This window comes from Bacillus sp. PAMC28571 (assembly GCF_014250435.1).
GTDB classification, from domain to species: domain Bacteria; phylum Bacillota; class Bacilli; order Bacillales; family Bacillaceae; genus Bacillus; species Bacillus safensis.
This window is the reverse complement of the sequence record NZ_CP060191.1, coordinates 2,717,744-2,730,766: the sequence shown is the minus strand read 5'-3', so window position 1 is coordinate 2,730,766 and position 13,023 is coordinate 2,717,744. Positions and strand designations below refer to the sequence as shown.

The 13,023-nt window shown below is 43.2% G+C and carries 16 protein-coding genes; 12 read left to right on the top strand and 4 right to left on the bottom strand.

Going from position 1 to position 13,023, the window contains the following annotated elements; translation table 11 throughout:
* The first annotated feature begins 226 nt into the window (after positions 1-226).
* Positions 227-1,627, top strand: coding sequence for a S1C family serine protease (locus H7F25_RS13910; RefSeq protein ID WP_185853823.1), 1,401 nt, complete (start codon positions 227-229; stop codon positions 1,625-1,627).
* A 46-nt stretch (positions 1,628-1,673) separates the two neighbouring features.
* Here the strand turns inward: H7F25_RS13910 and H7F25_RS13905 are convergent, their stop codons facing one another.
* The gene (locus H7F25_RS13905) at positions 1,674-2,516 is read right to left on the bottom strand and encodes an oxidoreductase (RefSeq protein WP_375850361.1); all 843 of its coding nucleotides are present in this window, start codon (positions 2,514-2,516) and stop codon (positions 1,674-1,676) included.
* 113 nt (positions 2,517-2,629) lie between these two features.
* Here H7F25_RS13905 and H7F25_RS13900 point away from each other — a divergent pair, with 113 nt between their 5' ends.
* From H7F25_RS13900 to H7F25_RS13890, 3 genes are all read left to right on the top strand, one after another.
* Positions 2,630-3,076, top strand: coding sequence for a YusW family protein (locus H7F25_RS13900; protein WP_185854550.1), 447 nt, complete (start codon positions 2,630-2,632; stop codon positions 3,074-3,076).
* Between the two features lie 146 nt (positions 3,077-3,222).
* Positions 3,223-4,053: an ABC transporter ATP-binding protein gene (locus H7F25_RS13895; RefSeq protein ID WP_008347057.1), complete on the top strand. Its 831-nt coding sequence runs from the start codon at positions 3,223-3,225 to the stop codon at positions 4,051-4,053.
* Positions 4,054-4,124: 71 nt separating this feature from the next.
* Positions 4,125-4,376, top strand: coding sequence for a YusU family protein (locus H7F25_RS13890; RefSeq protein WP_024423411.1), 252 nt, complete (start codon positions 4,125-4,127; stop codon positions 4,374-4,376).
* Positions 4,377-4,591: 215 nt separating this feature from the next.
* On the opposite strand, the gene H7F25_RS13885 is transcribed toward H7F25_RS13890, so the two are convergent.
* From H7F25_RS13885 to H7F25_RS13875, 3 genes are read right to left on the bottom strand one after another with little or no spacing between them, the layout of a single operon-like run.
* Complete coding sequence (locus tag H7F25_RS13885) at positions 4,592-4,939, bottom strand: spore coat protein (protein ID WP_024423410.1); 348 nt, start codon at positions 4,937-4,939, stop codon at positions 4,592-4,594.
* 11 nt (positions 4,940-4,950) lie between these two features.
* On the bottom strand, positions 4,951-5,184 hold the full coding sequence (locus tag H7F25_RS13880; RefSeq protein WP_224426662.1) for a hypothetical protein: 234 nt from the start codon (positions 5,182-5,184) through the stop codon (positions 4,951-4,953).
* Between the two features lie 44 nt (positions 5,185-5,228).
* Positions 5,229-5,366: a YuzL family protein gene (locus H7F25_RS13875; protein WP_003212904.1), complete on the bottom strand. Its 138-nt coding sequence runs from the start codon at positions 5,364-5,366 to the stop codon at positions 5,229-5,231.
* 199 nt (positions 5,367-5,565) lie between these two features.
* On the opposite strand from H7F25_RS13875, the gene H7F25_RS13870 reads away from it, so the two are divergent.
* The 8 genes from H7F25_RS13870 to H7F25_RS13835 all read left to right on the top strand — a co-directional run bounded on the left by H7F25_RS13870 (position 5,566) and on the right by H7F25_RS13835 (position 12,927).
* Positions 5,566-7,953 carry a 3-hydroxyacyl-CoA dehydrogenase/enoyl-CoA hydratase family protein gene (locus H7F25_RS13870; protein WP_122632052.1) on the top strand — a complete coding sequence of 796 codons (2,388 nt, stop codon included), beginning with the start codon at positions 5,566-5,568 and terminating at the stop codon, positions 7,951-7,953.
* Between the two features lie 12 nt (positions 7,954-7,965).
* Entirely contained in the window at positions 7,966-9,141 is a 1,176-nt protein-coding gene (locus H7F25_RS13865; protein WP_024426007.1) for an acetyl-CoA C-acetyltransferase, read from the top strand.
* Between the two features lie 14 nt (positions 9,142-9,155).
* The gene (locus H7F25_RS13860; protein ID WP_025094137.1) at positions 9,156-10,937 is read left to right on the top strand and encodes an acyl-CoA dehydrogenase family protein; all 1,782 of its coding nucleotides are present in this window, start codon (positions 9,156-9,158) and stop codon (positions 10,935-10,937) included.
* 111 nt (positions 10,938-11,048) lie between these two features.
* Positions 11,049-11,405: an arsenate reductase family protein gene (locus H7F25_RS13855; RefSeq protein WP_024423406.1), complete on the top strand. Its 357-nt coding sequence runs from the start codon at positions 11,049-11,051 to the stop codon at positions 11,403-11,405.
* Positions 11,406-11,471: 66 nt separating this feature from the next.
* Entirely contained in the window at positions 11,472-11,855 is a 384-nt protein-coding gene (gene gcvH, locus H7F25_RS13850; RefSeq protein ID WP_008347039.1) for a glycine cleavage system protein GcvH, read from the top strand.
* A gap of 44 nt (positions 11,856-11,899) precedes the next feature.
* The gene (locus tag H7F25_RS13845; protein WP_024423405.1) at positions 11,900-12,136 is read left to right on the top strand and encodes a YusG family protein; all 237 of its coding nucleotides are present in this window, start codon (positions 11,900-11,902) and stop codon (positions 12,134-12,136) included.
* Between the two features lie 131 nt (positions 12,137-12,267).
* On the top strand, positions 12,268-12,612 hold the full coding sequence (locus tag H7F25_RS13840; RefSeq protein ID WP_024423404.1) for a toprim domain-containing protein: 345 nt from the start codon (positions 12,268-12,270) through the stop codon (positions 12,610-12,612).
* 12 nt (positions 12,613-12,624) lie between these two features.
* Positions 12,625-12,927, top strand: coding sequence for a thioredoxin family protein (locus tag H7F25_RS13835; protein ID WP_041088351.1), 303 nt, complete (start codon positions 12,625-12,627; stop codon positions 12,925-12,927).
* Positions 12,928-13,023: the final 96 nt, after the last annotated feature.

The following is a 13,023-nucleotide window of genomic DNA, read 5'->3' as shown; positions in this document are numbered from 1 at the left end:
ATCCCATAATGTTTGATTATGATAAGGTCAAGGGAAAAAAGGGCATAGACAAAAGGCGGATGAATAGGTGCTTTTCATCAATGTGCGCACCTTGCTTTTTTTCTATGAATAAGTATTATATAATTTGACATATTGCCATAAAGTATTTTTCAATGATCTTTCCATTAAGAGGACCTGAGTCCTATCTAGACATATGAATGAAACATGATGTAAAGGAGTGCAAGCGATGGATTTCCGAAGAGAAGATGAAGAGAATAAGATGAATCATCCAGAAAATCAAGACAATGAAATGAATCATCAAAAAGATACCCATCAAGAGAATGAGAAACAAATAGACGTACCAGAAAAAGAGAAGGAACTCGTTTTTCACCAGCATGAAAATGAAGCATCTGCCTCGCAGGAGAGTGTGACAAATCATTCTCCTCAAATGGTGGATGACCGTGCGTCGAAAAAAGAGAAAAAGCGGAAGGCGGCATGGCTCAGCCCAATTCTTGGAGGGATTATTGGCGGGGGTCTTGTACTTGGCATTACACCGCTTTTGCCGCAGTCACAGGATACAGCTGCCAACACGCAAACGCAGACCGCATCAAGTGAGGCGGCAGCCTCAGATAATTTCTCGACAAAACAAATCACCAATGCAACAAATGTGGCTGATATGGTAGAAGATTTAGAGCCCACTATTGTTGGGGTCTCAAACTATCAATCTACACAAAATTCGTTTGGCTTGAGCGGTGATCAAACAGAAGCTGAAGCTGGAACAGGCTCTGGTGTCATCTTCAAAAAAGATGGCAAAAAAGCGTACATTATTACAAATAACCACGTTGTCGAAGGGGCCAATAAAATCAAGGTCACCCTTTATGATGGAAAAACAAAAGACGCAAAGCTTGTCGGCAGTGATGTCATGACCGACTTAGCCGTTGTTGAAATGAACGCAGACGGCATTGATAAAGTGGCGAGCTTTGGTGATTCTTCTAAGCTTCGTGCTGGAGATAAAGTCATTGCCATTGGGAATCCGCTCGGTGCACAGTTCTCAGGTACTGTGACAGAAGGAATCATTAGTGGTCTTGATCGTACCGTAGAAGCAAATACGTCATCTGGTACGGTGGAGATGAATGTACTGCAAACAGATGCAGCCATTAACCCAGGAAACAGCGGGGGGCCACTGATCAATACAGATGGTCAAGTCATTGGCATTAACAGCTTGAAAATCAGCGAAAGCGGTGTGGAATCACTCGGATTTGCGATCCCAAGTAACGATGTCAAACCGATTGTAGATGAGCTGTTGAAAAATGGAAAAGTCGAACGTCCATACCTTGGCGTACAAATGATTGACCTTGAGCAAGTGCCTGAGACGTATCAGGAAAATACGCTCGGCTTATTTGATAAACAAATCGGCAAAGGCATTTACGTAAAGGATGTTTCAAAAGGTTCACCTGCTCAAAAAGCAGGCTTGAAATCTGGAGATGTCATCATTAAGTTCAAAGGAAAAGACGTAGTGAACAGCTCTCAGCTGAAAGAAATTCTTTACAAAGAAACAAAAGTCGGCGATAAAACCACAATGACTGTCATCCGTGAAGGAAAGAATAAAAATCTAGATATTACTCTTGGACAGTCAGATAGCGAATAAATGAAAAAACAGGTGGATGTCAACATGTCCGCCTGTTTTTTTGTGCTTATTTTTTTGAAAGTGTACGTAGTATGATCTGTTCCCACATGTTCCACGGCAGAAGCTGCTTTGCTATGAATGAAAGTCGTACACCTTTTCCAACAAGATATCTCAGCCGTTTCAGCCGCCTCTTTTCTGCTAAACGTACAACAAGCTCTGCCACTTCACGAGGATCTCCATAGTTGGATTTCTGGGCATCAATATGGGCCATCATCTTTTGATAGAGTTTTGTGTATTTCGAACCTTCTGCTGGCTGAATCATTTGCTCGTTCATGGAAGTGTTCCAAATATTCGTCTGGAAAGAGCCTGGCTCGATCAAGGCCGCCTGTATACCGAACGAAGCCAGTTCAATCCGCAAGCTTTCTGTATAGCCTTCCAACGCAAACTTAGACGATACATATGGAGAAAGTGCAGGCATTCCCATTAATCCACTGATACTGCTCATATTGAAAATTTTTGCGCCACTCGTCATAAACGGCAGCACTGCTTGGGTCATTTCCATCACACCGAAGACATTCACTTCAAATTGTTGGCGGTATGTATCGACAGGAACCTCCTCCGCAAAACCAGCAAAGGCTGTTCCCGCATTGTTCACAAGCAGGGTAATGGGTGCATAGGTATGAAGCTTCTTCTGAAATGCTTGAATCGACTGCGTATCGGTCACATCTAACGCTTCAATATGTATCATGCCAGATAAAGAGGCTTCCTCGATTTCTTCAGCGAGCTTTTTGGCATTGGTTTCCTGTCTGACGCCGGCAATCACTGTATAGCCCCGCTTTGCGAGACACATCGTGATGAGCTTGCCAAAGCCGCTATTGGCACCAGTTACAATGGCTATTTTTTTCATCATCATCCGGTTCTCCTTTTTGTTTCAATTTATCATAGTGGGCTGTTTTATTGAATAACAAAAAGGAGCCTGGAGAAGAATAAAAAGCGATGCTGTGAAATAGGAGGAAACACATGATGTGTTGGAAGAAGGCGGGACGAATAGGAGTGCTGCTCTTTATGCTGTCCGGCTGTCAATCAGTTGAACCGTTACAACAAACACATGAAGCAGAAGCAGAAAGTCTATCAGCTGTTCAAATGAAGGAACTGCCATTTCAGCATGTGCATCTGCTTGTCCAATATGGACAGAAAAACGAATTATACGAAGCGACCTACCGTCAGGCAAGAGGCAAAGAGGAAGCAATCATTCGTGATCATATGAATGGGGCCCGCTATGAAGGAGAAGAAGCCTTGCGCGAGATGAAGATGAAGCTGAATGATATGTCGATCCCTAGTGCAAAGATCAATGAAGCGTATGTAAATGAACTATTAACTGCTTTTAATTTAGATGATGATTATCAGCAGATTCAGATCGATCTAAAACTCGAGGATGGGACCAAACGTACATTCCAAAGGAAGAAATAAACGAGACTTTCTCATTTTTTAATTGAAAATGATTTTCAAGATCACTTAAATCTGATACACTAAATTGAGATAAGTGATCTTTTACGTCTGTACATAGACGATATTTCATATAAAAATTTGGATGAGAAAAGGAGCGTTTGAGCGGAATGAGTGCCATTTCTACTGAAGGTTTAAGCTTAGGCTACGGAGAAACAATGATCATCGATGAACTAAATGTATCAATCCCTAAGGGTGAAATCACAGTATTTATTGGCAGTAATGGATGTGGTAAATCCACGCTACTGCGCTCTTTGGCCCGTCTCATGAAGCCAATGGGTGGTTCTGTCCTGCTTGAAGGTCATTCCATTGCAAAATTACCAACAAAAGAAGTAGCGAAACAGCTCGCCATTCTTCCACAAGGACCAGAAGCGCCAGAAGGATTAACTGTGCATCAGTTAGTGAAGCAAGGCAGATATCCTTATCAAAATTGGCTGAAGCAGTGGTCGAAGCAAGATGAAGAAGCTGTGAACCGCGCATTGAAGTCAACAAAGATGGAAGATCTTGCTGATCGGACCGTTGATTCATTATCAGGTGGACAAAGGCAGCGTGCATGGATTGCGATGACGCTGGCCCAAGAGACCGATATTATTTTGTTAGATGAGCCGACGACATATTTAGACATGACGCATCAAATCGAAATTTTGGATCTTCTGTTTGATTTAAATGAGAAAGAGCAGCGCACGATTGTGATGGTTCTTCATGATCTCAATCTTGCATGCAGATATGCTCATCATCTTGTGGCGATTAAAGACAAGTCGATCTATGCAGAAGGCAGACCAGAAACGGTGATTAATTGTGATCTCGTGAAAAATGTCTTTGATATGAATTGCCAAGTGACAACAGATCCTTTATTTGGAACACCATTATGTATTCCGCACGGTAGAGGACGCTGTATTGTGCAGCAAGCACAAGCTGAAACATTTCTTGCTGCAAGATAATCGTATGTCAAAAGCCTGACATCTGTGTCTCACAGAGTCAGGCTTTTTTCTGAAAAAGGAGCGGAATATCAATGGGAAATGAATTAGATGAAAAGCTGGAAGGCTTGCTTGATAAATATACAGAGCTGCTGCTCGGTGAATCAACAGACGAGCTGAAACAAGATGTGAAACAATGGGTGATCTACTCCCATATCGCAAAAAGCATGCCGCCGCTAGCAAAGCATTTCAATGAAACGTATCCAGAAGCAAAAGAAGAAATCAAACACACGATTCAACGAATCAAACAGTTGAACGAGGCTCATCGCGCCAATAAAGACCGTTAAAAAACTGCCAGCAGCGTGTAGACAAACCCTCGCATTCTTTGTCAGTCCTGTGCGCTGGTGCTCACGAATGTTCAATTCGCTCCGCGCCAGTGCTCGTCCTTCCTAGACTGCAAAGGTTTTCTATCACGCTGAAAAGAAGACAAAGGGCTAAAATAAAAATCATTTTAGCCCTTTATCAACAATTGACTGCCAGCACTAGACTGGCAGTTTTTTTCTTATGACATTTGTGATGAACCGTACGGGGATTGATCTGTCAGTGTTTGCTGGAATTTTTGGTGTGCCTGCTGGAGCTTTTGCTGATCAGCGGCTTCAACAGAATACCAGCCATATCGGAACATGACATCATATAAATGTCTTTGTGTTTTCTGTGTTTCCAGTGCAATTCGCTGAATATCCTGATAAAGAGATTCATGACTGAATTCATTGAGCGCTGTGTTGTATCCACTTGTCATATATTTTTCAGTCGACAAGAGGTCTGTGACAAAATCACGATCGTTCATGTTGGTTGTTGTGGGAACCGGAGTTTGTGGATTCCCGATTTTTTGTTGGTTTTGCTGTTCCATGTTTTTTCCTCCTATTGCATAAAGCCAGTAGACTGGCCTTGCCCTGAGCTGCCTAAATGCTGAAGAATTTGTGTGTAATGCTGATGATGCATTTGCCCAACTTGATTTAATTCTTGTTTCAATGTTTGGTCCTGGCAATGCTCGGCCATAAAATGAGCCTTTTTCATGGCGATCAAATTCCAGTTGAGCATATCCTCTAAGTACAAGGAATCCTTCACTGAAATGACTTCTGGGGGCATATTCATTTGCTGATTGTTCAACTTGTGTTCCTCCTTACGAATTTGTTTCCTTACTGATTCTTTTTATATTGCTGATTTTGACTGGTTTTTTTCCCGCCTAGGTCTGCTTCCTGTGATGGACCTGCGTTTCCTTTTACACTTGCAGCACTAACGCCTGCTTTCGATGGGTTTTTCTTCAAACGAGACATGTGGACATCACCTCCATTCTTACAATTCCCTCTCATCTTTAATTCATACGCCGCAAAATAAGGCACACGAGAATGTGTAAATTTTTGAAATCTGCTATTGAACTGTTTCGGAAAATCTTTTAAGATAAAGAAAGAGGCATTGCTTTTTTTTGGACAAAAAATGAATGACTGTTCATTCAAAACGTTTAGGGGGATATTTATGGGCAAACATATTCGCAAGGCGGCTGTCATTGGTTCAGGTGTCATGGGCTCAGGCATTGCTGCACATTTAGCCAATATTGGGATACCAGTTACACTGCTAGATATTGTGCCAAATGAACTGACAAAGGAAGAAATGGCGAAAAAGCGGACGCTTGATCACCCTAGTGTTCGGAATCGATTAAGTCAAGAAGCGATGAAAAAATTGTTAAAGCAAAAGCCAGCACCTCTTACTTCAGCAAAAAACCTATCATACATCACACCGGGAAATCTCACAGACCACCTTTCCTTATTACACGATGCTGACTGGATCATTGAAGTCGTCACTGAAAAGCTCAGCATCAAACAACACGTATTCTCTCTCATCGACGAACACCGCAAAGAAGGAAGCATCGTATCAAGCAATACATCCGGTATTTCAGTTGAAAAAATGGCAGAAGGCCGATCAGATGATTTTAAACGCCATTTTTTAGGCACACATTTTTTTAACCCAGCTCGTTATTTAAAGCTCTTAGAAATCATTCCTATTCAAGAAACCGATCCAGAAGTACTGTCATTTATGAAAACATTTGGCGAGGATGTACTCGGCAAAGGTGTGGTTGAAGCAAAGGACACACCGAACTTTATTGCAAACCGCATTGGCACTTATGGACTTCTTGTCACAGTGCGTGAAATGCTTGAGAACAAATACACCATCGGAGAAGTGGATTCTGTCACAGGACCTCTCATTGGAAGACCGAAAAGTGCGACCTTCCGTACACTGGATGTAGTGGGACTCGACACGTTTTCTCATGTGGCACGAAACGTATATGAACAGGTAGAAGGAAAGGAAAAAGAGATTTTTCAGCTGCCTGAGTTTATTGAAAGAATGCTCGAAAAAGGATGGATTGGCAGCAAGGCAGGCCAAGGTTTTTATCAAAAAAATGGGAAGGTCATTTTAGAGCTTGACCCAGTGACGCTCACATATGGAGAACGCACAAAGCTAAATGATCCAGGCATTGAAATGGCGAAACAGCAAAAGGGTGCAAAAGCAAAGTTGAAAGCGCTTATTTATCAGGATGGCCGTGCAGGGCAACTACTTTGGAATATGACAGCTCCCGTACTTCTTTATTCAGCTCATCTAAAAGGTGAAATTGCGGATGATATTCAGTCTATTGATAACGCCATGAAATGGGGATTCGGCTGGCAGCACGGCCCATTTGAGCTGTGGGATGCAATAGGTGTCAAAAAAGCCGCTGAACGCATGGAAGCAGAAGGCCACAGTATTCCAACATGGGTGCAAGACATGCTGTCAGAAGGACACGAGACATTCTATCAAGAGAATGCTGATGGAGAGCGTGCGTTTTATCATAATGGGGCTTATGAACAGGAAAAAGGGAACGACAAACATATATCTTTAGCTAGATTGAAAAAGAAGCACGACGTCATCTTCAAAAATTCTGGTGCGAGCCTGATCGATATTGGTGATGATGTCGCCTTGCTCGAATTTCATTCTAAAAGCAATGCCATTGGACTAGATGTCATTGATATGATCAATCGCGCTGTTGATGAGACGGAAAAGAATTATAAAGGGCTTGTCATCGGAAACCAAGGGAAGAACTTCTGTGTTGGCGCAAACCTTGCCCTGATTTTAATGGAGGCACAGGACGACAATTTCTTTGAAATTGACTTTGTGATCAGACGCTTCCAGCAGGCAATGATGAAGGTGAAATATAGCAATCGCCCAGTCGTAGCCGCACCATTTGGGATGACATTAGGAGGCGGAACAGAAGTTTGTCTGCCGGCAGCAGCTATTCAGGCGTCCAGCGAAACTTACATGGGACTTGTGGAAGCGGGAGTTGGACTGATTCCAGGAGGCGGCGGAAACAAAGAGTTATATCTTCGTCACCTGCAAGGATCAGCGAAGCCGTCGCAGACGGCTATACAGGATGCCACGCTGAAAACATTTGAAACAATTGCAATGGCAAAAGTATCAACTTCAGCTGAGGATGCGCGGGATATGAACATGCTCCGCGTGAGTGACCGGATCAGTATGAACGGGGATCACCTGATCTATGATGCAAAACAACTGGTGCTCTCTCTTGATGAAGCCGGTTATCGTGCGCCGCTCAAGCAAAAGGTGCCGGTCATGGGAGAAACAGGCTATGCAGCGATGATTTTGGCTGCTGAAAATATGAGACTGTCAGGATACATTTCAGAGCATGACATGACCATTGTAAAAAAATTAGCTCATGTCATTTCCGGCGGGAAACTGCCATTTGGAACAGAGGTAGAGGAGCAATACTTATTAGAGCTTGAAAGAGAAGCCTTTTTAAGTCTTGTAGGAGAAGTGAAATCACAGGCACGTATGCAGCACATGCTCGTCAAAGGAAAACCTTTACGTAACTAAGGGGGAGTCAAAATGAGAGAAGCAGTCATTGTCGCTGGCGCAAGAACACCAGTAGGGAAGGCGAAAAAAGGATCGTTAAAACATGTCCGGCCTGATGATATGGGCGCATTATGTGTAAAAGAAACGTTAAAGCGTGCCGGTGAATACGACGGTCAAATAGATGATTTGATCATTGGCTGTGCAACGCCAGAAGCAGAGCAGGGGTTAAATGTGGCCCGGAATATTGGGGCATTAGCAGGATTGCCTTATACGGTACCTGCCATCACCATAAACCGTTACTGCTCGTCTGGACTTCAATCTATAGCTTATGCGGGTGAACGTATTATGCTCGGGCAGGCAGACACGATTTTAGCCGGAGGAGTCGAATCGATGTCACAGGTGCCGATGATGGGGCATTCCATTCGTCCAAATGCTCTCTTGGCAGAGCAAGCACCTGAATACTACATGAGCATGGGGCACACGGCAGAGCAAGTGGCGCAAAAGTATCAGGTCACACGTCAAGATCAGGACGCCTTTGCGGTGAGGAGTCATCAAAAGGCAGCAAAGGCACTTCAAGAAGGAAAATTTTCAGATGAAATTGTGCCTGTTGATGTAACAGAGCGACGGGTAGGTGAGCAATATCAATTAGAAGAGCATCAATTCACGTTCTCACAGGATGAAGGTGTGAGAGCAGGCACAACGGAGGAGATTCTTTCCACTTTGCGTCCGGCTTTCTCAACAAAAGGCACGGTGACCGCAGGGAACTCGTCTCAAACAAGTGACGGGGCTGCGTGTGTGATGATGATGGACCGCGAGAAAGCATCCTCACTTTCTCTTCAGCCGCTCGCTAAATTCAGAGCATTTGCTGTTGGCGGTGTACCGCCTGAAGTGATGGGGATCGGTCCGGTTGAAGCCATTCCGCGTGCGCTGAAAATCGCTGGACTTGAACTGAAGGATATTGGCCTGTTTGAATTAAACGAAGCGTTTGCCTCTCAGGCAATTCAAGTCATTCGTCATTTAGGAATTGATGAAGAAAAGGTAAATGTCAATGGCGGGGCAATTGCGCTCGGACATCCGCTCGGCTGTACAGGAACGAAACTAACGCTGTCACTGATTCATGAAATGAAACGGCGAAACGAGCAATTTGGCATTGTCACAATGTGTATCGGCGGGGGCATGGGAGCAGCAGGCATTTTTGAATTGATCTAAAGGGGGAAATCAGGATGAAAGCATTGGAAGATGTAAAAAAGGGTGGAAGCTTTTTAATTGATGAGACGAATTATGAGCATATTTTTACACCGGAGGATTTCTCTGATGAACATCAAATGATTGGAAAAACAACAGAGGATTATATTTTACAAGATGTGGTTCCGCATATAGATCAAATTGAAAACCATGAGTTCGAGCATTCGGTTAGGCTTCTCAAAAAGGCTGGTGAGCTTGGACTTTTAGGAGCCGATGTGCCTGAGGAATTCGGCGGGCTTGGATTAGATAAAATCAGTTCAGCTATCATTACTGAAAAATTCGCTAGAGCAGGAAGCTTCTCACTTTCCTATGGTGCTCATGTCGGTATTGGTTCTCTGCCGATCGTGCTCTTCGGGAATCAAGCGCAAAAGGAAGCGTACCTGCCTGGACTCGCCTCTGGTGAAACCATTGCGGCGTACGCACTTACTGAGCCTGGATCAGGTTCTGACGCTCTTGGAGCAAAAACAACGGCAGTTCTGAATGAAGCAGGTACCCATTATGTCCTCAATGGAGAAAAGCAGTGGATCACAAACTCCGCATTTGCCGATGTCTTTGTTGTGTATGCGAAGATTGATGGTGAACACTTCTCTGCTTTTATCGTCGAAAAGGATTTTCCAGGTGTCAAAACGGGGCCTGAAGAGAAAAAGATGGGTATTAAAGGATCATCGACAAGAACGTTGATTCTTGAAGATGCCCAAGTACCGAAGGAGAATTTGCTCGGTGAAGCCGGCAGAGGTCATGTGATTGCGTTTAACATTTTGAATATTGGGCGCTATAAGCTGGCAGTCGGCACAATCGGTGCATCCAAGCGCGTCATTCAATTGTCGGCAGAATATGCGAACCAGCGTAAGCAGTTCAAAACACCAATTTCTCGATTCAGCTTAATTGGTGAAAAAGCAGCCAATATGTCAGCAAAGCTCTATGCGATGGAAAGTGCTGTTTACCGTACGGTTGGATTATTTGAACAACGGATGGGGCTCTTAAGTGATGAAGAGCAAAAAGACGGCAAACAAATTGCCCAATCCATTGCGGAATATGCGATTGAATGTTCTCTCTGTAAAGTGCTTGGCTCTGAAACGTTGGATTATATTGTGGATGAAGGCGTGCAGATTCACGGCGGATATGGATTCATGCAAGAATACGAGGTCGAAAGAGCCTATCGCGACTCGCGAATTAACCGGATTTTTGAAGGGACAAACGAAATCAACCGTTTGCTTGTACCAGGTACATTCTTGAAGAAAGCGATGAAAGGAGAGCTTCCGCTGCTTCAAAAAGCGCAAACCTTACAGGAAGAGCTAATGATGATGATGCCGGAAGAGCCAGGCGATCAGCCGCTCGATCAAGAAAAATATTTGCTCGCCCATGCGAAAAAGATCGCCTTAATGGTGGCTGGTATGGCAGCTATGAAATACGGGAAAGCCTTAGACAAAGAGCAAGAAATTCTTGTGAACATAGCCGATATCGTCAATGAAATTTTTGCTGCTGAATCAGCGATTCTGCGTACAGAAAAGGCAATCGCTGCAACAGGGGCAGAAAAGAATGAACAAAAGCTTGCTTACACACAAATTTTCACGCAGGAAGCTTTCTTAAAGATTGAAGCCCATGCAAAAGAATCCTTGATTGCGATGGAGGAAGGAGATTCACTCCGTATGAGCCTGTCAGCCCTTCGCAAGCTGACACGATTTACGCCGATCAATGTCATCGCCAAAAAGCGCGAAGTGGCAAAACGAATCTTTGAAGCAGAGAAATATATTGTATAAGGACGGCTGAAAAGGTGCGGATATCACTCCGCACCTTTTTGTAAGCATACATTTAGGTTTTTAAAATATTTTGTGATAAAATGTTGTCACAATTTGCAGGAGGTGAAAATGGTGGCTTTAGATTTTTACGAATACCCATCTTGCGGTACATGCCGAAAAGCAAAAAAGTGGCTGGAAGCACACAATAAAGACATCAACAGCATACATATCGTCGAAGAGACGCCTGATAAAGAAACATTAAAAGCCCTTTACGAAAAAAGCGGTTTAGAGCTGAAGAAATTCTTTAATACAAGCGGACAAAAATACCGGGAGCTGCAGCTGAAAGATCAACTTCCTGCAATGTCAGAGGACGAGCAGCTAGAATTACTCGCGTCTAACGGAATGCTGATTAAGCGCCCGATTACAACAGACGGAAAACGAGTCACGGTAGGATTTAACGAAGATACATTTAAAAGCGTCTGGAAATGATGTAACTTTCATTCAGATTGTGGTATCTTCAATATAGATTGTAAGAAAAGACTGGAGGGGTATTGAATGAGCACACCAAAAGATTTACGTTATTCAGAAGAACATGAATGGGTCAAAGTAGAAGGAGATAAGGTGCGTATCGGTATTACGCATTTTGCTCAATCTGAGCTGGGCGATATCGTGTTCGTTGAGCTTCCTGAAGTAGGAGACAAAATCACAGCGGACGAGCCTTTCGGAAGTGTAGAATCAGTGAAAACCGTTTCTGAACTTTATGCACCGATCAATGGCACAATCGTTGAAGTGAACGATGAGCTGGATGACAGCCCAGAATTCGTCAACGACTCTCCATACGAAAAAGCATGGATGATCGTGGTAGAACCAGCTGATGCTTCTGAAATTGAGAACTTAATGACGGCTGAGCAATATGAAGAAATGACAAAAGAAGACTAATTCATGAGAAATTGGACACTCTACCTTTATGGGGGGTGTCCAATTTGTCTTTTCAAAAAGAACACGTGGATATAACAGAGCATGTCACTGGACGATTCAAAGAAAGCGGCATGGTGCTTTATCATCAAAATGAAGAGATTGGTACGATGATTAGTGAAAACCAATATGAGCTGAAATCGGGATATTCCTATGATCAAAATCGTTTTTATCGTTTAACGGATACATTGACCGATGGGACAGAAAAATATGTTGACTGTGACGATGAAAATGGCTGGTGCTAATCACAGATGAGACTGCAGTGAACAGAAGCTGCAGTCTTTTTGATGACGAGGCGCTCAATCTTTACAACCTGAATGAAAGATTGTAATCTAAGGAAGAAGTGAATCAACGTCAAAAGGGCCGGGTGATCGTGATGAATGTCGAGATAGAAAAGGTCATCATTGTAGAAGGTAAAACAGACAAACAAAAGCTAAAAGAAGTCATAAGTGAACCTGTTACCATCATTTGCACCAATGGCACGATCAGTACATCGAAGCTGGATCAGCTTGTGGACGATTTAGTGGGGAAAGACGTTTACATATTAGCTGACAGTGACGATGCAGGCGACAAACTGCGGAAGCAATTTCGAAAAGAATTCCCTGAAGCACTTCATCTTTTTGTCGACAGAACGTACCGCGAAGTGGCCGCTTCACCGTCAGCCCACATTGCATCTATCCTATTAGCTGCAAACATTGATGTTCATTCGAAATATTTATGAGGGTGGACGTATATGAAAGAGATTGAAGAACACGAATTCAAGGAGATAGAGGACGATTTATTTCTTTTATACTTATATACACCGTTTTGCGGAACATGCCAGCTGGCAAAGAAAATGCTGGCAGTCGTAGACGCCATGCAGCCGGATGTACCATTTTACGAAAACAATTTAAACTATTCACCAGGCTTTGCGAAAGCATTTGAAATCGAGAGTGTTCCTTGCTTTCTCATGTTTAAAAAAGGTGAATTGGTGCAAAAAGGCTATGCCTTTCACTCAGTTCCATATCTTCATGAAATGATTGAAACCGCTAAATAAAGCGGTTTTTTGTCATATTTCAAGAAATTCATTTGAAAATTTGTCGAGTTATTTATAAAGGACAAGCCGATGTTTGTAGAGAAATGTTATGTATAA

Bases quoted from the DNA above. Each gene is read 5' to 3' on its own strand.
- H7F25_RS13885 (WP_024423410.1), bottom strand. From the start codon at position 4,939: ATGGAACAGCAAAACCAACAAAAAATCGGGAATCCACAAACTCCGGTT.
- H7F25_RS13890 (WP_024423411.1), top strand. From the start codon at position 4,125: ATGGGAAATGAATTAGATGAAAAGCTGGAAGGCTTGCTTGATAAATAT.
- H7F25_RS13870 (WP_122632052.1), top strand. From the start codon at position 5,566: ATGGGCAAACATATTCGCAAGGCGGCTGTCATTGGTTCAGGTGTCATG.
- H7F25_RS13905 (WP_375850361.1), bottom strand. From the start codon at position 2,516: ATGATGAAAAAAATAGCCATTGTAACTGGTGCCAATAGCGGCTTTGGC.
- H7F25_RS13895 (WP_008347057.1), top strand. From the start codon at position 3,223: ATGAGTGCCATTTCTACTGAAGGTTTAAGCTTAGGCTACGGAGAAACA.
- H7F25_RS13865 (WP_024426007.1), top strand. From the start codon at position 7,966: ATGAGAGAAGCAGTCATTGTCGCTGGCGCAAGAACACCAGTAGGGAAG.
- H7F25_RS13860 (WP_025094137.1), top strand. From the start codon at position 9,156: ATGAAAGCATTGGAAGATGTAAAAAAGGGTGGAAGCTTTTTAATTGAT.
- H7F25_RS13900 (WP_185854550.1), top strand. From the start codon at position 2,630: ATGTGTTGGAAGAAGGCGGGACGAATAGGAGTGCTGCTCTTTATGCTG.
- gcvH (WP_008347039.1), top strand. From the start codon at position 11,472: ATGAGCACACCAAAAGATTTACGTTATTCAGAAGAACATGAATGGGTC.
- H7F25_RS13875 (WP_003212904.1), bottom strand. From the start codon at position 5,366: ATGTCTCGTTTGAAGAAAAACCCATCGAAAGCAGGCGTTAGTGCTGCA.
- H7F25_RS13840 (WP_024423404.1), top strand. From the start codon at position 12,268: ATGAATGTCGAGATAGAAAAGGTCATCATTGTAGAAGGTAAAACAGAC.
- H7F25_RS13880 (WP_224426662.1), bottom strand. From the start codon at position 5,184: ATGAATATGCCCCCAGAAGTCATTTCAGTGAAGGATTCCTTGTACTTA.
- H7F25_RS13910 (WP_185853823.1), top strand. From the start codon at position 227: ATGGATTTCCGAAGAGAAGATGAAGAGAATAAGATGAATCATCCAGAA.
- H7F25_RS13835 (WP_041088351.1), top strand. From the start codon at position 12,625: ATGAAAGAGATTGAAGAACACGAATTCAAGGAGATAGAGGACGATTTA.